23 protein-coding genes are annotated in these 19,681 nt (G+C 71.9%); 16 read left to right on the top strand and 7 right to left on the bottom strand.

The features are described 5' to 3' along the window. Positions 1-59: 59 nt before the first annotated feature. Positions 60-965, bottom strand: coding sequence for a proline iminopeptidase-family hydrolase (locus tag ITJ50_RS02030; RefSeq protein WP_228499932.1), 906 nt, complete (start codon positions 963-965; stop codon positions 60-62). A gap of 87 nt (positions 966-1,052) precedes the next feature. On the opposite strand from ITJ50_RS02030, the gene ITJ50_RS17725 reads away from it, so the two are divergent. Next, entirely contained in the window at positions 1,053-1,784 is a 732-nt protein-coding gene (locus ITJ50_RS17725) for a FadR/GntR family transcriptional regulator (protein WP_017888487.1), read from the top strand. 61 nt (positions 1,785-1,845) lie between these two features. On the opposite strand, the gene ITJ50_RS02020 is transcribed toward ITJ50_RS17725, so the two are convergent. Beyond that, the gene (locus tag ITJ50_RS02020) at positions 1,846-2,409 is read right to left on the bottom strand and encodes a VOC family protein (protein ID WP_042538151.1); all 564 of its coding nucleotides are present in this window, start codon (positions 2,407-2,409) and stop codon (positions 1,846-1,848) included. Between the two features lie 240 nt (positions 2,410-2,649). Between ITJ50_RS02020 and ITJ50_RS02015 the strand changes: the two genes are divergently transcribed. The 6 genes from ITJ50_RS02015 (at position 2,650) to ITJ50_RS01990 (ending at position 9,910) form a co-directional block, all read left to right on the top strand. Further along, positions 2,650-4,215: an NCS1 family nucleobase:cation symporter-1 gene (locus ITJ50_RS02015; protein WP_194589811.1), complete on the top strand. Its 1,566-nt coding sequence runs from the start codon at positions 2,650-2,652 to the stop codon at positions 4,213-4,215. 168 nt (positions 4,216-4,383) lie between these two features. Next, entirely contained in the window at positions 4,384-5,148 is a 765-nt protein-coding gene (locus ITJ50_RS02010; RefSeq protein WP_194589810.1) for an aspartate/glutamate racemase family protein, read from the top strand. Then, entirely contained in the window at positions 5,145-6,524 is a 1,380-nt protein-coding gene (allB, locus tag ITJ50_RS02005) for an allantoinase AllB (RefSeq protein ID WP_194589809.1), read from the top strand. Before ITJ50_RS02010 ends, allB begins: the two co-directional genes overlap by 4 nt. A 43-nt stretch (positions 6,525-6,567) precedes the next feature. Continuing rightward, on the top strand, positions 6,568-7,824 hold the full coding sequence (locus ITJ50_RS02000; RefSeq protein WP_194589808.1) for a pyridoxal-phosphate-dependent aminotransferase family protein: 1,257 nt from the start codon (positions 6,568-6,570) through the stop codon (positions 7,822-7,824). Next, complete coding sequence (locus ITJ50_RS01995; RefSeq protein ID WP_194589807.1) at positions 7,821-9,080, top strand: allantoate amidohydrolase; 1,260 nt, start codon at positions 7,821-7,823, stop codon at positions 9,078-9,080. The genes ITJ50_RS02000 and ITJ50_RS01995 overlap by 4 nt, the downstream gene beginning before the upstream one ends. Next, a complete protein-coding gene (locus tag ITJ50_RS01990; RefSeq protein WP_017888494.1) occupies positions 9,077-9,910 on the top strand; it encodes a MurR/RpiR family transcriptional regulator in 834 nt (277 codons plus the stop codon). The genes ITJ50_RS01995 and ITJ50_RS01990 overlap by 4 nt, the downstream gene beginning before the upstream one ends. On the opposite strand, the gene ITJ50_RS01985 is transcribed toward ITJ50_RS01990, so the two are convergent. Then, entirely contained in the window at positions 9,877-10,371 is a 495-nt protein-coding gene (locus tag ITJ50_RS01985) for an SRPBCC family protein (RefSeq protein ID WP_056070522.1), read from the bottom strand. The genes ITJ50_RS01990 and ITJ50_RS01985 overlap by 34 nt on opposite strands. A gap of 144 nt (positions 10,372-10,515) precedes the next feature. On the opposite strand from ITJ50_RS01985, the gene ITJ50_RS01980 reads away from it, so the two are divergent. The 3 genes from ITJ50_RS01980 (at position 10,516) to epsC (ending at position 13,331) form a co-directional block, all read left to right on the top strand. Beyond that, positions 10,516-11,553 carry a dipeptidase gene (locus ITJ50_RS01980; RefSeq protein WP_194589806.1) on the top strand — a complete coding sequence of 346 codons (1,038 nt, stop codon included), beginning with the start codon at positions 10,516-10,518 and terminating at the stop codon, positions 11,551-11,553. A 258-nt stretch (positions 11,554-11,811) separates the two neighbouring features. Further along, the gene (gene cysK, locus ITJ50_RS01975) at positions 11,812-12,750 is read left to right on the top strand and encodes a cysteine synthase A (RefSeq protein WP_017888498.1); all 939 of its coding nucleotides are present in this window, start codon (positions 11,812-11,814) and stop codon (positions 12,748-12,750) included. Then, positions 12,747-13,331 (top strand): serine O-acetyltransferase EpsC, encoded by a 585-nt coding sequence (epsC, locus tag ITJ50_RS01970; protein ID WP_235045701.1) that lies wholly within the window; start codon positions 12,747-12,749, stop codon positions 13,329-13,331. The genes cysK and epsC overlap by 4 nt, the downstream gene beginning before the upstream one ends. A gap of 118 nt (positions 13,332-13,449) precedes the next feature. Here epsC and ITJ50_RS01965 read toward each other — a convergent pair whose 3' ends face one another. After that, complete coding sequence (locus ITJ50_RS01965; RefSeq protein ID WP_017888500.1) at positions 13,450-13,749, bottom strand: excalibur calcium-binding domain-containing protein; 300 nt, start codon at positions 13,747-13,749, stop codon at positions 13,450-13,452. 141 nt (positions 13,750-13,890) lie between these two features. On the opposite strand from ITJ50_RS01965, the gene ITJ50_RS01960 reads away from it, so the two are divergent. Further along, positions 13,891-14,292 (top strand): MmcQ/YjbR family DNA-binding protein, encoded by a 402-nt coding sequence (locus tag ITJ50_RS01960; RefSeq protein ID WP_194589805.1) that lies wholly within the window; start codon positions 13,891-13,893, stop codon positions 14,290-14,292. A 60-nt stretch (positions 14,293-14,352) separates the two neighbouring features. On the opposite strand, the gene ITJ50_RS01955 is transcribed toward ITJ50_RS01960, so the two are convergent. Further along, entirely contained in the window at positions 14,353-14,982 is a 630-nt protein-coding gene (locus ITJ50_RS01955; protein ID WP_228499935.1) for an MOSC domain-containing protein, read from the bottom strand. A 180-nt stretch (positions 14,983-15,162) separates the two neighbouring features. Between ITJ50_RS01955 and ITJ50_RS01950 the strand changes: the two genes are divergently transcribed. From ITJ50_RS01950 to ITJ50_RS01930, 5 genes are all read left to right on the top strand, one after another. Beyond that, positions 15,163-15,999: an alpha/beta fold hydrolase gene (locus ITJ50_RS01950; RefSeq protein ID WP_017888503.1), complete on the top strand. Its 837-nt coding sequence runs from the start codon at positions 15,163-15,165 to the stop codon at positions 15,997-15,999. 130 nt (positions 16,000-16,129) lie between these two features. Then, entirely contained in the window at positions 16,130-16,279 is a 150-nt protein-coding gene (locus ITJ50_RS01945; protein WP_156155306.1) for a hypothetical protein, read from the top strand. A 9-nt stretch (positions 16,280-16,288) separates the two neighbouring features. Then, positions 16,289-16,843, top strand: a complete 555-nt coding sequence (locus ITJ50_RS01940; RefSeq protein WP_017888505.1) for an RNA polymerase sigma factor — start codon at positions 16,289-16,291, stop codon at positions 16,841-16,843. Continuing rightward, a complete protein-coding gene (locus tag ITJ50_RS01935) occupies positions 16,840-17,496 on the top strand; it encodes a hypothetical protein (protein WP_139179820.1) in 657 nt (218 codons plus the stop codon). The genes ITJ50_RS01940 and ITJ50_RS01935 overlap by 4 nt, the downstream gene beginning before the upstream one ends. Then, complete coding sequence (locus tag ITJ50_RS01930; protein ID WP_017888507.1) at positions 17,493-17,804, top strand: hypothetical protein; 312 nt, start codon at positions 17,493-17,495, stop codon at positions 17,802-17,804. The genes ITJ50_RS01935 and ITJ50_RS01930 overlap by 4 nt, the downstream gene beginning before the upstream one ends. An 88-nt stretch (positions 17,805-17,892) precedes the next feature. On the opposite strand, the gene ITJ50_RS01925 is transcribed toward ITJ50_RS01930, so the two are convergent. Together ITJ50_RS01925 and ITJ50_RS01920 are read right to left on the bottom strand one after the other, a co-directional pair. Further along, positions 17,893-18,765, bottom strand: a complete 873-nt coding sequence (locus tag ITJ50_RS01925) for a hypothetical protein (protein ID WP_139179821.1) — start codon at positions 18,763-18,765, stop codon at positions 17,893-17,895. 299 nt (positions 18,766-19,064) lie between these two features. Further along, complete coding sequence (locus ITJ50_RS01920; protein WP_017888509.1) at positions 19,065-19,520, bottom strand: MarR family winged helix-turn-helix transcriptional regulator; 456 nt, start codon at positions 19,518-19,520, stop codon at positions 19,065-19,067. Positions 19,521-19,681 lie beyond the last annotated feature (161 nt).

Below are 19,681 nucleotides of genomic sequence, written 5' to 3'. Positions count from 1 at the left end.
AGGGGGGGGGGGGGGGGGGGGGCCCCCCCCCCGCGCCTCCAGGGATGGTCGTGGCCGGGTCAGGCGTCGTCGTGCGCGGCCAGGAAGGCCCCGACGACCCGGCGGAACTCCGCCGGCTGCTCCAGGTGCGAGCAGTGGCTCGCGCCGGGGAAGACGTGCTGTCGGACGTCGGCGATCCGCTCGACGAACGGGGCCCACGTGGCGGGGGTGGCCTCGTCGTGCTCGCCGGCGACGACGAGCGTCGGCACGGCGACGCGGTCGAGCCGGTCGACGATGGTCCAGTCGCGCATCGTGCCGACGACGTGGAACTCGTTCGGGCCGTTCATCGTGTGGTAGACCGTCGGCTCGCGCTCCATCTGCTCCTCGGAGTCGACGAAGTCCGGATGGCTCGGGACCACGCGGCAGACGTGCCGCTCGTAGAAGACCTGCGTCGCCGCAAGGTACTCGGGGTCGTCGACGGTGCCGGCCGTCTCGTGCCGGGTCAGGGCGTCCTGCACGTCGGCGGGCAGCTGCGCGCGGAGCTCGGCGGCGCCGTCGACCCAGAGCTGCATCGACGCGGGGGAGTTGCAGATCGCCAGCGAGCGGAGGCCCGCGGGCTGCTGCACCGCGATCTCGGCGCCGAGCATGCCGCCCCACGACTGCCCGAGCACGTGGTGGTCGCCGAGCCCGAGGTGCTCGACCAGGGCTGTGTACTCGTCGACGAACAGCTGCGGCTGCCAGGTGTCGGCCGGGGCGTCCGGGCGGTGGGTGCTCCGGCCGCAGCCGAACTGGTCGTGGTGGACGACGGTCCGGCCGGTCTCGTCGGCCAGGGCCGCGAGGTTCCGGAGGTAGTCGTGGGCCATGCCGGGCCCGCCGTGCAGGACGACGAGGGGCAGCGCGCCGGCGACCGGGGTGTCGGGCGTGGTGACCCGGTACCAGGTCTCGCCGTCGCGGAACGGCATCGTGGATTCGGTGATGCTGGACATGGGGGTCAGCATGGAGCGGAAAAAGGTCCCACGCAATACCTTTTCTGCTGCCTTAACGTGGTCGTAACACCGTGAAGGGGGGTCCGTGTGTCCGATCGTGCGACCGAGACGCGCGTCGACGAGGTCGAGGACCGCCTCGTGACCGCCGTCGCCGTGGGCGAGTACCTGCCCGGCGCGAACCTGCCGCCGGAACGCGAACTGGCCGGCCTGCTCGGCGTCGCCCGGGTCACCGTTCGCAGTGCGATCGCCCGGCTCGTCGAACGGGGGCTGCTCGAGACCCGTCGAGGCCGGGGCGGTGGCACGTTCGTCCGCACCGAGTGGCCGGACAGCTCGTCGGACGCCGTCGGGCGGGTGCTGCTCGCCCGGTGGGAGGCGATCCAGGACACCGCCGACGCCATCGCGCTGCTGCACGGGGCGCTCGCCACGGCCGCCGCGGAACGGGTGACCCCGGAGGACGCCGCCCTGATCCGGGCACGGCTCGAGGTGTTCCGCGACGCCACCTCGGGTCTCGAGAAGCAGCAGGCCGACGCCGTGCTGCACCGGACGATCATCGACGCCGCGCGGAACGACGCCCTGCGGACGGCGCTCGCCGGGTTGGAAGCGCAGATCTCCATCGCCGCTCCGGCGCACCTGTGGGGCACGGCCGAGGGCATGGCGGAGATGGAGACCCGTGCGCTCCACGAGCACGAACGGCTGGTGGACGCGGTGTGTTCTGGCCGCGCACCCGAGGCGGGCGTGATCGCCCGGCAGCACGTCGGGATCGACGTCGAACTGCTCGAACGGGCCGTGCGGCGGACGGGGCAGGTGCCCCGGCACTGAGGGGCGGTCTGCTGGTCGGTGTGTTGCTTCTTGGTTGGTCGGTCGGTGCGGCGGTTGCTCGTCAGTGCACGGCTGGTGCCGGCACCGGGTAGACGTCGTCCGGCATCGGCCACGGCGCCCACTTCGGCCGCGGCGCATACACCAGGTACGGCTGCGGCGTCGGGTAGCTGACGAGCTCGAGCGTCGATCCCCACGGCGTGCGGGTGTAGACGAACCGGTTGCCGGCCCCCGCCTCGTCACCACGCAGGTCGCGCGGGTCGGAGTTCCGGGTGCCCCCGGCCGCCTCGACCCGGGCGAGCGTCTCGTCCAGGTCGTCGGCGTAGATCGCCAGGTGCTGCCACCCCAGGTCGGACGGGTGTGCGGCGTACCGCTGCTCGGGTCCCAGGTACTCGAACAGCTCGAGCCCCGGGCCTTCGGGCAGCGCGAGCATCCGCATGGCCCCCTGCGCCATGGTGCTCGGGATCCCGAGGTACCCGTGGGCCTCGGGACTGCTGTTCGGCATCTCGTCACGACGGCGCATGTCGTACAGGACGACGGCGTCGAACGCCGCCTCGAAGAACTCCGTGGCTGCGTCGATGTCCGGCACCGTGACGCCCACGTGATCGATCCTGATTCCCCTGCTCATGGTCGATTCGTACCACCGGTAGTCGCCGCCGCTTCTGTCCGGGCGAGGTCCGTGCGGGGTGCGTGCCCATCGATGCGGCAAGCCGCAGTGCGGGTCTCCTGCGACCTTCCGGAACGGTCGTTCCAGGACGGGGGCCGGGACACACGACCGTTACACGAGGGAAACGGCGGGGGCGAAGTCGCTCCGTAGCTTCGTGCTCAAGCACGCACCGCCCCGCTTCCCACTCCCTCGGAGGACGCCATGGCTACCGACATCGCGACACCAGTCGCCGCGCCCCACGCCCCCACCACGACCGCCGCTCCTGCCCCGGCGGGTGCCGGCGTCGTCAAGCCCGGGTACGACCCGGCGCTCACGAACGAGGACCTCGCCCCGCTCCGCGAGCAGCGCTGGACGAGCTACAACTTCTTCGCCTTCTGGATGTCGGATGTGCACTCGGTCGGCGGCTACGTCACCGCCGGGTCGCTCTTCGCCCTCGGCATCGCGAGCTGGCAGGTGCTCATCGCCCTGGTGGTCGGCATCCTGATCGTGCAGGTCTTCGCGAACCTGGTCGCCAAGCCGTCGCAGCGCACGGGAGTGCCGTACCCCGTGATCAACCGCGCGGTGTTCGGAGTGCTCGGCGCGAACGTCCCCGCCATCATCCGCGGTCTCATCGCGATGGCCTGGTACGGCGTGCAGACCTTCCTGGCAGCACAGTCGCTGAACATCATCTTCCTCAAGTTCATCCCGGCGTCGGCGGGGCTGCTCGACCACTCGTTCCTCGGGCTGTCGGCCCTGGGGTGGATCTCGTACGCGATCCTCTGGGTGGCGCAGGGGGCGCTGTTCTGGATGGGCATGGAGGCCATCAAGCGGTTCATCGACTGGGCCGGACCGGCGGTCTACGTGGTGATGATCGTGCTCGCGGTCTACCTGGTCAGCCAGGCGGGCATCGGCAACATCTCGTTCACCCTGTCGGCGGGCGAGCCGCTGTCGTTCGGGGCGTCGATCCCGGTGATGCTGTCCGCGGTCGCCCTGGTGGTCAGCTACTTCTCCGGCCCGATGCTGAACTTCGGTGACTTCTCGCGCTACGGCCGGTCGTTCCGGGCGGTCAAGCGCGGCAACTTCTGGGGACTGCCGATCAACTTCCTGTTCTTCTCGGTCCTGACGGTGCTCTGCGCGAGTGCGACGGTGCCGGTGTTCGGCAAGCTCATCACCGACCCGATCGAGACCGTGCAGGCCATCGGAGCACCCTTCGCGATCCTGCTCGGTGGCCTGACGTTCGTCACCGCGACCGTCGGCATCAACATCGTCGCGAACTTCATCAGCCCCGCGTTCGACTTCTCGAACGTGGCGCCCCGGAAGATCTCGTGGCGTGCCGGCGGCATGATCGCCGCCGTCGGCTCGGTGCTCCTCACCCCGTGGAACTGGTACGGCAACGACCAGGCGATCCTGTACACGCTCGGTGTGCTCGGTGCGCTGATCGGCCCGCTGTTCGGCATCCTCATCGCGGGCTACTACATCGTCGGCAAGCAGCGCATCGCGATCGACGACATGTACTCCACCAGCCGCACTGCCCGGTACTGGTACCGCGGCGGCTTCAACCCGAACGCCATCTGGACCCTCGTGGTCACCGGCGCGGTCTCGGTCGCGAGCGCGGTCCTGCCCCCGGCGCTGGGCGTGCTGCCGTGGCTGTCGAGCTACAGCTGGTTCATCGGCTGCGGCCTGGGCCTCGTCGTCTTCTGGGCACTCGAGCGCGCCCGGCCGAGCATGCCCGTGCTCGACGCGGACGACCCGACGGTCGACGACGGCGCGGCCGTCGGTCGCGCCTGACCGTCGGCGTCGCGGCCCGTCCTCCACAGGGCGGGTCGCGACGCTCGCTCGTCCACGGATCCACACCACGGCCGGGAGGTCCGCCCCGGCCCCGCCACGATGGTCACCACCCAGCACCACCGGTTCCACCGCTCCACTCGTTCCACCCGCTCCACCGGAAGGACCCCGATGCGCATCCGCGTCGTCAACCCCAACACCACCGCGTCGATGACGCGTTCGATCGGCGTCGCAGCCCAGGCCGTCGCCGCGCCCGGCACCCTGATCGAAGCGGTCGAGCCCACGATGGGGCCGTCCTCGATCGAGAGCCACTACGAAGAGGCCCTGGCCGTCCCCGGGTTGCTCGAGCAGATCGCCCGCGGTGAGCAGGACGGGGTGGACGCCTTCGTCGTCGCCTGCTTCGGGGACCCGGGGCTCGACGCCGCGCGGGAACTCGCGACGGTGCCGGTGATCGGGATCGCCGAGGCCGGGTTCCACGCCGCCGCGATGCTCGGCCGCCGGTTCGGCGTCGTCACCACCCTGACGCGGACGACCGGCCGCGCCCACGAGCTCGCCCAGCGCTACGGGTTCGCACCGCTCGTCACCGAGATCCGTGCGTGCGAGGTCCCGGTGCTCGAGCTCGACGACCCCGCGTCCGGTGCGCGGGCGCTCGTGACCGAGGAGTGCCGAGCCGTCATCGACGGGGGAGCCGATGCCGTCGTGCTCGGGTGTGCGGGCATGGCCGACTTCTGCGCCGAGATCTCGCTCGCGATCGGGGCGCCGGTCGTCGACGGTGTCGCGGCTGCCACGGTCCTGGCCGAGTCGCTCGTCCGCCTCGGGGTGTCCACGGGCAAGCGTGGTGAGTACGCCCTGCCGCCGACGAAGGCGATGTCGGGGCTGCTGGCCGGCTTCGAACGCCACCCGGTGGCGGTCGCGACGGCCGGGGCGGGCGCGTGACGGGCCTCCCGGCGGCGGCCGCCACCGCCGACCTCGTCGTCCGCGCGCACCGAGCCTGGGTCGACGGCACGTTCCGTCCGGCCGCGGTCGTCGTCCACGACGGACGGGTCACCGACGTCCTGCCGGTCGATGCGGTCGTCGACACCGTGCAGGACCACACCGTGCCGGACGGGCAGGTACTGCTCCCCGGGCTCGTCGACACCCACGTGCACGTCAACGAGCCCGGCCGCACCGAGTGGGAGGGCTTCGCATCCGCGACCCGGGCCGCTGCGATGGGCGGTGTCACCACGATCGTGGACATGCCGCTCAACTCGATCCCCGCGACGACCACGGTCGAGGCGCTCGCCGTCAAGCGGGCGAGCGCCGAGGGCCGGGTGGCGGTCGACGTCGGGTTCTGGGGCGGTGCGGTCCCCGCGAGCCTCGGGACGCTCGACGCCCTGCACGACGCCGGCGTCTTCGGCTTCAAGTGCTTCACGGCGCCGAGCGGTGTGGACGAGTTCCCGCACCTCGACCCCGATCAGCTCCGCGCCGCGATCGCCGAGGTCGCGCGGATCGACGCCCTGCTGATCGTGCACGCCGAGGACCCGGAACACCTCGTGCCGCACCAGGCGCTCGGTGGCCGGTACGCGGACTTCCTGGCCACCCGGCCCGTCGCCGCCGAACGGTCCGCGATCGCGCAGGTCATCGACGGCGCACGGGCCACCGGGGCACGGGTGCACGTGCTGCACCTGTCCGACGCGGGCGCGCTGCCGATGCTCCGCGCGGCGAAGGACGACGGCGTGCGCATCACGGTCGAGACGTGTCCGCACTACCTGTCGTTCGAGGCGGGCACGATCCCGGACGGCGCGACCGCCTACAAGTGCTGTCCGCCGATCCGTGACGACGCCAACCGCGACGCGCTGTGGGCGGGCGTGCTCGACGGCACGATCGACCTCGTGGTGTCGGACCACTCGCCCTCCACCGCGGACCTGAAGACCGACGACTGGGGCCTGGCCTGGGGTGGGGTCGCCGGGCTGCAGGTCGGGTTCCGGGCGGTGTGGACCGAGGCCGAGCGCCGCGGAGTCCCGCTCCAGGCACTGCTGCCGCTGTTCACGACCGGTCCCGCAGCCCTGGTCGGGCTGCACGACCGCGGCGTGATCGCGCCCGGCGCGCTGGCCCACTTCGCCGTGTTCGACCCCGCTGCCCGGTCCGTGGTCGACGTCGCCGGGCTCGAGCACCGCAACCCGGTCTCGGCGTTCGACGGGCTCCGCGTGCGCGGCAGCGTCACCGAGACCTGGCTCCGTGGCCGTCGCATCGCCACGGCCGACGGCGGCGTGGTGCGGGTCGAGGGTCAGCTGGCCGGTCGTCCCGTGCTCGCGTCGGAAACACCCCTGTAACGATCGTTCCGGTATCGTCGGATCAGGAACGGAAGGAACCACCATGCTCCCAGTGAACCCACCTGCCCGTCTCCTCATGGGCCCGGGGCCGATCGACGCCGACCCGCGCGTGCTCCGGGCGCTGTCGACGCCGCTCGTCGGCCAGTACGACCCGTGGATGACCGCGACGATGAACGAGACGCAGGCGCTCTACCGCCGTGTGTTCGGCACGCAGAACGACGCCACGCTGCTCGTCGACGGCACCTCGCGCGCGGGCATCGAAGCGGTGCTCGTGTCCCTGCTCTCCCCGGGGGACCGCGTGCTCGTGCCGGTGTTCGGCCGGTTCGGACACCTGCTCGCCGAGATCGCCGGCCGTGCCGGTGCCGAAGTCCACACCATCCAGACCGAGTGGGGCCAGGTCTTCACGCCGTCCGCGATCGAGTCGGCCATCGCCCGCGTCCGGCCGAAGGTGCTGGCGGTCGTGCAGGGCGACACCTCGACGACGATGAACCAGCCGCTCGACGAGCTCGGTGTGATCTGCGAGCGGTACGGGGTCCTGCTCTACACCGACGCGACCGCGACCGTGGGCGGCAACCCGCTCGAGGTCGACGCCTGGGGGATCGACGCCGTGAGCGCCGGGCTGCAGAAGTGCCTCGGCGGCCCGTCCGGCAGTGCTCCCGTCACGCTGTCGCCGAAGGCCGTGGCGGTGCTCGACGAGCGGCGGAGCGTCGAGGCCGGCATCCGCGAACCCGGCGACGTCGTCGCCGACGAACCGATCCGCTCGAACTACCTCGACCTCGCGATGATCCTCGACTACTGGGGTCCGCGCCGACTGAACCACCACACCGAGGCTGCGTCGATGCTCTACGCCGCCCACGAGTGCGCCCGCATCCTGCTCGAAGAAGGCCGCGACGCCGTCGTCACCCGCCACGAGACCGCCGGGCGCGCGATGCTCGACGGCGTGCAGGCACTCGGCCTCCGGGTCTTCGGCGACGTCGCCCACAAGATGCACAACGTCGTCGCCGTCGAGATCCCGTCCGACGTGGTCGGCGACCAGGTCCGCGCCGCGATGCTCGACGACCACGGCATCGAGATCGGCACGTCGTTCGGGCCGCTGCACGGGCGGGTCTGGCGCATCGGCACCATGGGCTACAACGCGCGGAAGGACACCGTCGTCACGACCCTGGCCGCGCTCGAGCACGCCCTGCGTCGGGCAGGGCACGCGGTGCCGCACGGCGGCGGGGTCGACGCCGCCCTCGACGTCTTCCGCGACCCCACCGCCACCGCCACCGCTCGCACCCAGGCCGAGGTGCTCGCGTGAGCGCCGTGCCCGTCCTGAACGCGACCGCCGTGGGCACCGCCGACGCCGAACTCGTCGCCGGCTGGTGCGACGAGCTCGCCGCCCTCAGCGCCGAACCGGGCCGGATCACCCGCGTCTACCTGTCGCCGGAGCACGCTCGGGCCAACGCCCTCGTCGCGGGCTGGATGCAGGACGCCGGACTGTCCACGTGGCAGGACGCCGCCGGCAACCTGCACGGTCGGGCCGCGGGCGCGACGCCCGACGCCCCCGTGCTGCTGCTCGGCTCCCACCTGGACACCGTGGTGGACGCCGGCCGGTACGACGGCATCGTCGGGGTGCTCATGGCGATCCGCACCGCCGCCCGGCTCACCGCCGACGGCCCGCTGCCCGTCGCACTCCAGGTCATCGCGTTCTCCGACGAAGAAGGCACCCGCTTCGGCAAGGCACTGCTCGGGTCGTCCGCCGTGGCCGGGGTCTGGGACGACGCCTGGTGGGACCTTGCCGACGATGACGGCACGACCCTGCGGCAGGCCTTCACCGACTTCGGCCTCGACCCGGAGCGTGTCGGTGACGCTGCGGTCGACCCGGCCTCCGTGGTCGGCTACCTCGAAGCGCACATCGAGCAGGGGCCGCACCTGGAGCAGGCCGGCCAGGCCCTCGGGGTCGTCACGAGCATCGCGAGTGCCCGGCGGTTCTCGGTCGAGGCCGTGGGGGAAGCCCGGCACGCCGGCGGCACCCCCTACGAACGACGGCACGACGCCCTGCTCGCCGCTGCCGAAGCGGCGTTGGCGGTGGAACGGATCTGCCGGGCGTCGCACCAGGTCGGCACGGTCGGCACGATGACCGTCGAACCCGGAGCCGTCAACGTGGTCCCCGGACTCGCACGGTTCTCCGTCGACCTGCGGGGCGAGTTCGACGACGAGCGCGACGAGGTCTGGGACGAACTCACCAAGGCCTTCACGCTCATCGGTGAACGGCGCGGGGTGAGCGTCACCCCGACCGAGGTGCACCGTGCGCCCGCGGTGTTCTGCTCGCCCCGGCTGATGGACGCCGTCCGCGCCGGGATCGTGTCGACGGGCGAAGCCGCACCGATGGAGCTGTTCTCACGAGCCGGCCACGACGCGATGTCGCTCGGGCTCATCACCGACGTCGCGATGCTGTTCCTCCGCAACCCCGACGGCATCAGCCACCACCCGGACGAGTTCGTGTCGACGCCGGACATCGCCCTCGGCCTCGACGCCCTGGCCGTCGCCGTCGATCGGGTGGCACGCGCATGAGCACCGCCGGCCCCGACGTCCGCGCCCGGATCGACTCCGTCTGGGAACAGCTCTCGCCCGCGGAACGACGAGTCGCCGCCATGGTGCGGCACGATCCGGAACTCCTGCTCGTCGGCACCTCCGCTGAACTCGCGGCCGAGTCCGGCACCTCGAAGGCCACGGTCTCGCGACTCGTGCGGTCCCTGGGATTCCAGGACGCCGCCGAGGTCCGGCAGAACCTGATGTCGGCGCGGGGCTCGGGCCTGCCGTGGGTCGCCGAGGACGCCGCCCACGTCGACCAGCGTGCGGTGGAGGCACGGAACCTCGACGCAGCCTTCGCGTCCCTCGGCCGAGCGGACCGGCCGCGGCTGGCCCGTCGGATCGTCCGTGCCCGCCGGGTGCTCGTCCTCGGCGAACGCGGGGCCTACCCGATCGCGCTGCAACTGCGGTCCCAACTGGCGCAGGTGCGGTCCGACGTCCGGGTCGGTCCGTCGCCCGGGCAGCGGCTCGGCGAAGAGGTCGCCGACCTCGACCGGCACGACCTCGTCGTCCTGGTGACCGTGCGCCGGCACACCGCCGGGGTCGAACGGATCGTCCGGCACTGCGTCGACTCCGGCGCGGACGTCGTCGTGCTCGGCGACCCGACGGCCGCGGTCATCGCCGCTCCCGCCACCACCGCGATCCTCTGCCCGGTCGACTCACCGTCGGCGTTCGACTCGATGGCCGCGCTGTTCGCCGTCGTCGCGGCGATCACGAACGACGTCTACGACGCCTCGGGTCCCGGTGGCCGGGTGCGGGTCGACGCCGTCGCCACCGCCTACGACGCCCTGGGGGAACTCGCAGCGCCCTGATCGCCGTCCCCGCCGCGCAGCTCGGCGGCGAGCGAGGCGTTGCGGTCGGCGATGAGCTTCGGCATGTACCGGGCCAACGCGAGCACCTCGGCCAGGCGGCCCAGCGGACCGAGCGGAGCGCGGAACGTGATGGTGTCGACCATGCGCGTCCCGCCGGCCGACGGCTCGAACCGGTGCTCGTGGTGGAAGCGGGCGAACGGCCCACGCACCTGTTCGTCGACGAACCGGTGGGGAGCCTCCAGGGCGGTGATGCCGCTCGTCATCTTCCAGACGATCCCGAAGTGCCGCGCCCGCCAGGTGACGGTCTCGCCCAGGCCGATCGTGCCGGTCGTCGTGCCGGCGACGGCGCGTTCGTCGGTCGCTGCCATCGAGCGCTCGTGCGCGCCGATGTCGAGCGACAGTGCGAAGGCGCGCTCCGGCGGCACCGGCAGTTCCGTCACGACACGGAACGAGACGGTCACGACGTCGGCCAGATCGTCGGGGCGGACCGGTCGTCGTCGGCATCGCTGATCTCGGGGACCGAGAGCACCAGGCGCTCGGTGCGGAGGGTGACGGGCTGCACAGAACGAGCCTAGCCACGACGGCGCGGGCGGTAGCGTCGGGGGATGACGTTCGACGCGCTCCCGTTCCCGGTCATCGACGGCCACAACGACCTGCCCTGGGAACGCCGTGACAGCCACGACTCCGGCGTCGACGGCATCGACACCGAGACCGACTCGCTGCACACCGACATCCCGAAGCTCCGTGCCGGCGGCGTGGTCGGGCAGTTCTGGTCGGTGTTCGTGCCCGCGGACGACCCGGACCCCGTGACGACCACCCTGCAGCAGGTCGATCTCGCACACCGGATCATCGAGCGTTACCCCGACGACCTCGAGCTTGCCCGCACCGCCGCCGAGGTCCGTGCGGCGGTCGACTCCGGCCGGATCGCGTCCCTGCTCGGCGCCGAGGGCGGGCACTCGATCGGCGACGACCTGGCCGTCCTCCGCACCCTCGCGCGGCTCGGCGTCCGGTACATGACGCTCACACACAACGACGACACCCCCTGGGCCGACTCCGCGACCGGGGAACGGGCGCACGGCGGCCTGACCGACCGCGGGCGACAGGTCGTCGCCGAGATGGAGCGGATCGGCATGCTCGTCGACCTGTCCCACACCGCCCCGGCCACCATGCGGGACACCCTCGACATCGCGACCCAGCCCGTCGTGTTCAGCCACTCGTCGACCGTCGCGATCGACGACCACCCGCGGAACGTGCCCGACGACGTGCTCGCCCGGCTCGCCGACAACGGTGGCGTCGTGATGATCACCTTCGTGCCGAAGTTCGTGTCGCGGGTGTGGGCCGACTGGGAGGAGTCGGGCATGGCCGGCGAACCGCCCCTGGTCACGGTGTCGGACGTCGCCGACCACGTCGAGCACGCCCGCGACGTCGCCGGTGTGGCGCACCTGGGCCTCGGCGGCGACTACGACGGCACCCCGGTGCTGCCGCCGGACCTGCGCGACGTGTCGCGGTACCCGGTGCTCGCGGCGGAGCTGGTCCGCCGCGGCTGGGGCGAGTCGGACCTGCGTGCGCTGGCCGGCGGCAACGTGCTGCGGGTGCTCGAGGCGACCGACGAGCGGTTCGCCCTGACGGCGTTCGTGCGCTGACGCGGTCGATCGCGCCACGAAAGCGACTCTCCTCGGCGCTGGTCGTGCTCACTCCCGCGAAAGCGACAGAACCCTGCGAACCTTCCGCGGACACCTGTCGCTTTCGCAGGCCGGGACCCGGGCGTGGATGCGCGAATCGGGTCCGGCGCGCACGCGCCGTCACGAACAGGACCACCTGGGGTCCGGTGGCTAGGATCGGGCGCACACCGCGCCTCCAGGAAGAGCGATGCGCGACCTGAGCTGCGAAGGACGGACCGGATGAGCGGCACCATCTACGAGAACATCTCCCAGGCGTTCGGCAACACCCCCCTCGTCAAGCTGAACCGCCTGCCGAAGGCGGGCGGCGCCGAGGTGCTCGCGAAGCTCGAGTTCTACAACCCGGGCGCCAGCGTCAAGGACCGCCTGGGCGTCGCGATCATCGACGCCGCCGAGGCCTCCGGAGCGCTGCAGGCCGGCGGCACCATCGTCGAGGGCTCGTCCGGCAACACCGGGATCGCCCTGGCCCTGGTCGGCGCCGCCCGTGGGTACCGGGTCGTCATCACGATGCCCGAGACGATGAGCGTCGAACGCCGTGCGGTGATCCGTGCGTACGGGGCCGAGATCGTCCTGACCCCCGGGCCCGAGGGCATGAAGGGCGCGGTCGCCAAGGCCGAGTCGATCGTCGCGGAGACCCCCGGCGCGATCCTCGCCCACCAGTTCGAGACGGCCGCGAACGCCGAGATCCACCGGAAGACCACGGCGGAGGAGATCCTCCGCGACACCGAGGAGCACGTCGACGTGTTCGTCGCGGGTGTGGGCACCGGCGGCACGATCACCGGGGTCGGGCAGGTGCTCAAGGAGCGCGTGCCCGGCGTGCAGATCGTCGCCGTCGAGCCGAAGGACTCGCCCCTGCTCACCGAGGGCAAGGCCGGTCCGCACAAGATCCAGGGCATCGGCGCGAACTTCATCCCCGAGGTCCTCGACCAGAGCGTCATCGACGAGGTGTTCGACGTCGAGCTCGACGACGCACTCCGTGTCGCCCGCGCCCTGGCGACCGAGGAGGGCATCCTGTCGGGCATCTCGTCCGGCGCGATCATCCACGCGGCCCTCGAGATCGCCGCCCGCCCCGAGAACGCCGGCAAGCGGATCGTCGCCATCGTGTGCGACACCGGAGAGCGCTACCTGTCGACGGTGCTCTTCGAGGGACTCACTGCGTGAGTCGTCCCGTCCGACGAGGCGTGCTGCGGACCATCCGCGAGGACCTGGCCGCAGCACGCCGCGGTGACCCTGCTGCGCGCGGCGACCTGGAGAACGCGATCGTCTACTCCGGGTTGCACGCCATCTGGACGTACCGGGTGACCCACCGGCTCTGGAACGCACAGGGGTTGCCCGGGTCGCGGTTCGCGGCGCGGCTGCTCGGGCAGGTCGCGCGGTCGGTCACCGGGATCGAGATCCACCCGGGGGCGCGCATCGGCCGCCGGTTCTTCATCGACCACGGCATGGGTGTCGTCATCGGGGAGACCGCGGTCATCGGGGACGACGTGCTCGTGTTCCACGGTGTGACCCTGGGTGGACGCGGTGGCGACCACGGCCCGAGCGCCCGACGGCATCCGGTGGTGGGGGACCGCGTGGTGCTCGGCGCGGGGTCGTCGCTCATCGGGGCGATCACGATCGGTCCGGACTCCGTCGTCGGCGCCAACACCGTGGTCACGAAGGACGTACCGGCGGGGTCGGTGGTCACCGGGGTCGCCGGGACGCCTCGTCCCCGGTCCGGGCACGAGGGCGTCCCGTCGCTCTGAGCGCGTCGCACCGCGCCTGGCACGCAAAACACCGGTGTTCACGCATTGCACCCCGGCGTGCGGGTGTTCAGGACGCGAACACCGGTGTCTTGCCGGTGTCACCGAGCGAGCGGGAGCGTCAGCTCTTCTCGCAGGCGATGCCGTCCTTGTCGCGGTCGAGCTTGGTGTTCGCCCGGTACAGCGCGTCGTCCTTCTTCACCGTGCCCTTGAGCGCGCGGTAGGTGGCCTTGCCACCGGAGACGACCTTGTTCTTCTTGACGGACTTCTTCGCGATGCCGCCGGAGTAGACCTTGTGCACCGCGGTGCAGTTGGCGTAGGACTTCGGTGCCGCCTGGGCGGTCGAGGTCCCGCCGACGACGACGGTGGTCGCGAGGACGGCGGTGGCGGCGGCGATGCCGAGGGTACGGATGATGCGCACGGGTTCCCCCTGGAACTGGTGGTGATCGCGCGAGCGATCGCCGCGTCGGGTACGCGGCGTGGTGATCCTACGACGTGATCGACGCTCACGACCTGCCCCCGAACGGGGTGCGCTGTCGGCGGCCTCGGGCATCCTGGTCAGATGGACGGCGAGCAGTTGCACGAGATCGCGAGCCGCACGGCCCTGGCGCTGCCGGCGGCCGTCGAGACGCAGCCGTTCGGCGAGGGCTCCGTCGTCTACAAGGTCGTCGGCAAGATGTTCGTGATGGTCACCGAGGTACGCGGGACACCGATCGTCAACCTGAAGTGCGCGCCGCCGCACGGGGCGGCGCTGGTGCGCGACCACGACGAGATCACGCCGGGGTGGCACATGAACAAGCGGCACTGGATCACGCTGGCGCCGGGTGGCGGCATCGACGAGACCCTGGTCGAGGACCTCGTGGCGAACGCCTACGACCTGGTGGTCGCGGGACTGCCCGTGGCGATGCGCCCGATCGACCCGTCGCGGGGCGCGCTGCCGGGCCGACCGGACGCAAGGAGCTGACCGGACGCAAGGAGCTGACAGGACGCACGGAGCGGCGCGGACGCACGCGGCTCGACGGGCTCAGGCCCGCGCGGCGACCTTCGACAGGTCCTGCACGACCTTCGGCGCCAGCCGTTCCCCCGACTCGAGCACGGCCCGTGCACGTCCAGGCGACAGGTCGCTGAAGATCTCGCCGATGGTCACCCCGTGCTCGGGCCGGTACGTCACCGCGATGGGGTCGCCCGCTGTCACCGATCCGGACTTGACCACGCGGAAGTACGCGCCGGGTCGGCCCTCGTCGGCGAACCGCTTCACCCACTTGTCGATCCCCATGCGCCTGGCGAAGGTGCCGCACGGGATCCGGGGGATCGTGACCTCGAGTTCCAGGGTGTCGCCGATCCGCCAGCGTTCCCCGGTCACGGCACCGGTGACGTCGATGCCGCTGGTGCGCAGGTTCTCGCCGAACAGGCCGGGCGTGACCTCGCGGTCGAGCAGCTCGGCGAAGTACGCGGCGTCCTCGTCGGCGTAGGCGTACACGGCCTGGTCCAGACCGCCGTGGTACTTGCGGTTCGCCTGCACGTCGGCACGCAGGCCGAGGGGCCGGACGCGGACGCTGCCGGCGACCGGGCGCTTGTCGATCGCGGTGACGCCGATGATGCCGGAGTCCGGCAGCAGGCGGTCGACGCGGCAGACGGCGGTGACGAGCGGCATGGAGCCACTCTGGCGCACGCAGGGCCCGTGCGCCAAGCCGCGCTCGTGCCGGCCCGACACGTTGGTGCTAGCGGGTGAGCCTCCCTCGGAACTACGGTGAACGAGTTCCGGCCTCCCGCCGACGTGGAGGCAGCGGCCAGCCCGCGTCACGAGTGGAACAGACAACCAGGGAGGCACGAGATGGCGTTCGTCACCACGAGCGATGGGGCAGAGATCTTCTATAAGGACTGGGGGCCGCGCGACGCGCAGCCGATCGTCTTCCACCACGGCTGGCCCCTGTCTTCGGACGACTGGGACGCCCAGATGCTGTTCTTCCTCGGCAAGGGCTACCGCGTGATCGCGCACGACCGTCGCGGGCACGGGCGGTCGTCGCAGATCGGCACCGGACACGACATGGACCACTACGCGAGCGACACGGACGCGCTCGTGCAGCACCTGGACCTGCGGAACGCGGTCCACATCGGCCACTCGACCGGCGGTGGCCAGGTCGCGCGGTACGTCGCACAGTACGGCGAGCCCCAGGGCCGGGTCGCCAAGGCGGTCCTGGTGTCCTCGGTGCCGCCGATCATGGTGCAGAGCGACTCGAACCCGGAAGGCACGCCCATCTCGGTGTTCGACGGGTTTCGGAGCGCGCTCGCCGCGAACCGCGCGGAGTTCTTCCAGGCCGTCGCCGAGGGGCCGTTCTACGGCTTCAACCGGCCGGGGGCAGAGGTGTCCGCCCCGGTGGTCGCCAACTGGTGGCGCCAGGGGATGACGGGCAGCGCCCTGGCCCACTACGAGGGCATCAAGGCGTTCTCCGAGACCGACCAGACCGAGGACCTCAAGGCGATCTCGGTCCCGGTCCTCGTGACCCAGGGCGACGACGACCAGGTCGTGCCCTACAAGGCCGCAGCGATCAAGCAGGCGGAGCTGCTGCCCAACGCGACGCTCAAGATCTACGAGGGCTACCCGCACGGGATGCTGACGACCCACGCGGACGTCATCAACCCCGACCTGCTCGCCTTCATCCAGCAGTAGGACCGCTCAGCACACGAAGCGGCCCGGTCAGGGGCGCACACCGGCACCGTCCGGGTGCGTCCCTGACGTCGTGTGTGACGAAACGGGTCCGGCGTCCGTCTCATCGGTGACCACACCACGAGGAGCCGACGTGACCCGCACCGCTGCAGTCCCCAGGAACGCCCCCGCGCACGTGCTCGCCCTGGCGCGTGTCCGCTCGCTGGCCGCCCGACCGGTCGGACCGTTCACGGTCGTGCCGGCGCATCCGCGCACCCAGCCGTTCACCATCCACCACCAGTAGAAGGAACGCGTGCACCACCAGTCCCTCGCCGAGCTCGACGACGCGGTCCTCGCCGGCCGGTCGTCCGACGGCGACGTCCGGGCCTTCGAGGTCCTGATCCGTCGCCACACCCCGCTGCTCCGTGCCTACGCCCGTCGGACCCTCGGTTCCACCGACGAACTCGACGACGTCGTGCAGGAGACCTTCATCACCGCGTGGGACCGCCTCGACTCCCTCGACGACCTCGCCCGCGTGAAGTCGTGGTTGATGCGCATCCTCAGCCGGAAGTGCCTCGACCGCATCCGTGCGCGTCGCATCCACGACGACGTCACCGAGCTCGAGGTCGCCGCACCCGCGGACGACGCACCTGACCGGGTCGCTGAAGCGCGTTCCCGCGAGGACGCGGTGGAACGTGCACTGGCCGAACTGCCCGAAGCCCAACGACGGTGCTGGATCATGAAGGAGGTGCTCGAGTACCGGTACGAGGAGATCGCCGCCGAACTCGACCTGCCACCATCGACGGTCCGGGGACTGCTGTCCCGAGCGAGGAAGAACATGATCCGACTCATGGAGGGATGGCGATGACCGACCACGACGGCATCCGTCCGGACCTGCCCGACAGCTCCGAGGCGCTCGACGCCCTGGAGCCCGGCGACCTCGACGGTCACTCGATCGACGAGCTCACCGACTACCTCGACGCGGGGATGCAGCCGGCCGACCCGAGCATCGACGACTCACCCGCGTGCCAGAACGCCCTCGCGGCGATCATCCGGGTCCGTCACGCGTCGCTCCGATCACTCGAGGTGGCAGCGCGTGAGGAGGCCCCGGCCGACGAGTCGTGGATCAGTGGCGTCCTGGCGAACATCTCGATCGAGGCCCGATCCGGCCGCGACGTGCCGCTCCGCCCTCTGTCCGAGACGGAGCGCCCGGTGATGACCGAGGGCGCCATCCGTTCCCTCATCCGGCGGACCGGCGACGCCGTCACCGGCGTGCTCGTCGCCCGCTGTCAGCTGGAGGGCGACGTCACCGAGCTCGCGTCACCGGTGCGCGTGGTGGTCGAGATCGCGATCGCCCCGGGCCTGTCCATCCCGACGGCCGCCGACCTGGTCCGGACCGCGGTGGGCGAGGCGCTGGCGGAGCAGACCGACCTGCTCGTCGAGGCGATCGACGTGGTCGTCCGCGATCTGCTGCCGGAGCACGACGACGCGACCGGCACCGACCCGGAGGAGGCACGATGACGACCACCGACGAGGCCCTCGCGGCGATCGAGACCGCGGTGACCGAGGTCTCCGGGGTCACCGACCTCTACCGCTCCCGCCCGCTGGTCGCGAGCGCCGTGCAGGCGGTCCGGAGCATCGCCACGAACGCCGGCCCGCTCAGGATCGTCGTCGATGACGAAGGGGTCCTGCGCGTCGTCATCGGCACCGACGGCTTCCGCCCGGCCCCGGAGGTCGCCCGCGCCGTCCACGACGTCGCCCTGGCGACCGCCGCGGCCCACGACCTGGCGCTCAGCCGCGTCGACGTGCGCGTCGCGCGGGTGGGCTGACCGCGACCACACGACGAACGGGAGGCCCGTGGCGGAGCCGCCACGGGCCTCCCGTTCGTCTGCTGGTCGCCGTCGCGACCCGCGCCGATCAGTAGAAGTTGCTCGCCTGCGAGTGCGCCCACGCCGCGCACGGGGTGCCGTACGCCGAGCTGATGTACCGCAGACCCCACGTGATCTGGGTGGTGGCGTTGGTGCGCCAGTCCGATCCGACCGTGGCCATCTTCGATCCGGGGAGCGCCTGCGGGATGCCGGTGGCACCGCCGTTGGCGTTGACGGCCTGGTAGTTCCAGCCGGACTCCTTGGTCCACAGGTTGTCCAGGCACTGGAACTGGTCGGCGCCCCAGCCGTACTCGGACGACGCGAGCGAGGTCGCCGTGGCCTTGGCCCCCGCGACGGTGTTGCCGGCGGCGAGCTTCCGGGCGGCCTCGGCTGCCTCGGCGGCGGCCTGCCGGTCGGCGGCGGCCTTCGCGGCGGCGGCTGCCTTCGCGTCGACGTCCCGCTTGTCCTGCGTCGCACTCGCCTCGGCGACGTGCGTGGCGGACGCGACGGTCGTCGAGATCCGGTTCGTCAGCGCCGCACCGGACAGTTCCGGGTAGTCGCTCAGGGCGTCGACCCGCTGCTCGAGCGACGAGGTGTCGACCTTGGCGTTCGCGGTCTGCATGACGGTCTTCGCCGTGGTGATCGTGGCGGCGGCCTGGGCGCGGTCGAGTGCGGTGCCGTGCAGCGCGGGCTGGGCGGTCGCCGAGGCACTCGGGGTGCCGGTCGGCATGCCGAGGGCTTCGCCGATCGCGGGCTGCGTGCCGACGGTCAACGCGCCACCGGCGACGGCGAGGACCGCGGCGCCGCCGGCGATCATCGTCGCCCGGTGTCGCAGGGCACGGCGCATCCGGCGGCTGGGGGTGTTCAGCGCCTCACGTCGGGTCGAGGCGGTGGGGGTGGGGAGCTCAGGGGTGTGTCGCATCGGTTCCGCAGGTCGGCGGCTCGGTGGGGACGGACTCCTGCTCGCACAACGGGTCGTGCGGGCGTGCCGGATGCTGGCGGTGTCGGTGACACCGTCGGCGACGACGGAGGAGTCCTCGAGCCGGTGAGGACCGGACGGTGGTGTGGGGCCCGTCCGTCCGCCGGGTACGCGGCCGTGGGGTGGCCGCGGTCAGGCGGAGCGGTCACTGTGACCGGTCCGACTGGGCAGCGCGTCCAGGAACGCTGGCAGAACGGTCCGTCCACCGCTTGGTAACGGTTCGGTAACGGTCCTGCGCGAGGCTAGAAGGTGTGAGGTTCCTGGGCGTGCTCGCCCTGGGCCACACGCTCGAGTGCGGCCAGGGCTCCGGCGATCGCCTCGACGTCCGGTTCGTCGAGCTCGGCGATGAGCTCGGCCACGATCCCGGTGCGGTTCGCGCGGGCCTGCTCGACCGCCTCGATGCCCTCCGGCGTCGCCGTGACCATGAACGCCCGACCGTCGCGCGGGTCGGCTTCGCGCTGGATGAACCCGCGCTGCTCGAGTTCGGTCAGGATGCGGGTCATCGTGGGCTTCGTGACCACCTCGATCCGCGACAGGTCGCCGGGGCGCAGGGGTCCGTGTCGCTGGATCGACGCGAGCGCGGAGACGATGCCGTACCCGAGCGAGGCCGAGTCGGTGCGGGCCCGTCGGTTGATCCGACCGACCGCTGCGGCCAGGCGTGCGGCGACCTCGGTACGGTCCGTCGGGCGGGGGTTCATGTGCTGCTCCGGGTGCCTGGTTCAGGTGGTCGCCAGCGATGCTATCGGTCCGTGCGGCCCCGGGACTGGGAGCGCCGGGCGCGTGGCCGGCGCTCCGGCCGGGAGGCCCGTGGAGCGCCGAGCGCCCGCCTCGCGTCGGCGAGACGGGCGGTTCCTGAACG

The sequence above is a fragment of the Curtobacterium sp. VKM Ac-2889 genome, from assembly GCF_015350855.1.
Lineage (GTDB): Bacteria > Actinomycetota > Actinomycetes > Actinomycetales > Microbacteriaceae > Curtobacterium > Curtobacterium poinsettiae.
Note: the sequence above shows the minus strand (reverse complement) of the source record. Positions and strands in the feature narration are given on the sequence as shown.

Bases quoted from the DNA above. Each gene is read 5' to 3' on its own strand.
- ITJ50_RS01930 (WP_017888507.1), top strand. From the start codon at position 17,493: ATGACGACCACCGACGAGGCCCTCGCGGCGATCGAGACCGCGGTGACC.
- ITJ50_RS01935 (WP_139179820.1), top strand. From the start codon at position 16,840: ATGACCGACCACGACGGCATCCGTCCGGACCTGCCCGACAGCTCCGAG.
- ITJ50_RS01990 (WP_017888494.1), top strand. From the start codon at position 9,077: ATGAGCACCGCCGGCCCCGACGTCCGCGCCCGGATCGACTCCGTCTGG.
- ITJ50_RS01960 (WP_194589805.1), top strand. From the start codon at position 13,891: ATGGACGGCGAGCAGTTGCACGAGATCGCGAGCCGCACGGCCCTGGCG.
- ITJ50_RS02015 (WP_194589811.1), top strand. From the start codon at position 2,650: ATGGCTACCGACATCGCGACACCAGTCGCCGCGCCCCACGCCCCCACC.
- ITJ50_RS01920 (WP_017888509.1), bottom strand. From the start codon at position 19,520: ATGAACCCCCGCCCGACGGACCGTACCGAGGTCGCCGCACGCCTGGCC.
- ITJ50_RS01980 (WP_194589806.1), top strand. From the start codon at position 10,516: ATGACGTTCGACGCGCTCCCGTTCCCGGTCATCGACGGCCACAACGAC.
- ITJ50_RS01950 (WP_017888503.1), top strand. From the start codon at position 15,163: ATGGCGTTCGTCACCACGAGCGATGGGGCAGAGATCTTCTATAAGGAC.
- cysK (WP_017888498.1), top strand. From the start codon at position 11,812: ATGAGCGGCACCATCTACGAGAACATCTCCCAGGCGTTCGGCAACACC.
- ITJ50_RS01955 (WP_228499935.1), bottom strand. From the start codon at position 14,982: ATGCCGCTCGTCACCGCCGTCTGCCGCGTCGACCGCCTGCTGCCGGAC.
- ITJ50_RS02010 (WP_194589810.1), top strand. From the start codon at position 4,384: ATGCGCATCCGCGTCGTCAACCCCAACACCACCGCGTCGATGACGCGT.
- ITJ50_RS02030 (WP_228499932.1), bottom strand. From the start codon at position 965: ATGTCCAGCATCACCGAATCCACGATGCCGTTCCGCGACGGCGAGACC.
- ITJ50_RS01925 (WP_139179821.1), bottom strand. From the start codon at position 18,765: ATGCGACACACCCCTGAGCTCCCCACCCCCACCGCCTCGACCCGACGT.
- ITJ50_RS02000 (WP_194589808.1), top strand. From the start codon at position 6,568: ATGCTCCCAGTGAACCCACCTGCCCGTCTCCTCATGGGCCCGGGGCCG.
- ITJ50_RS02020 (WP_042538151.1), bottom strand. From the start codon at position 2,409: ATGAGCAGGGGAATCAGGATCGATCACGTGGGCGTCACGGTGCCGGAC.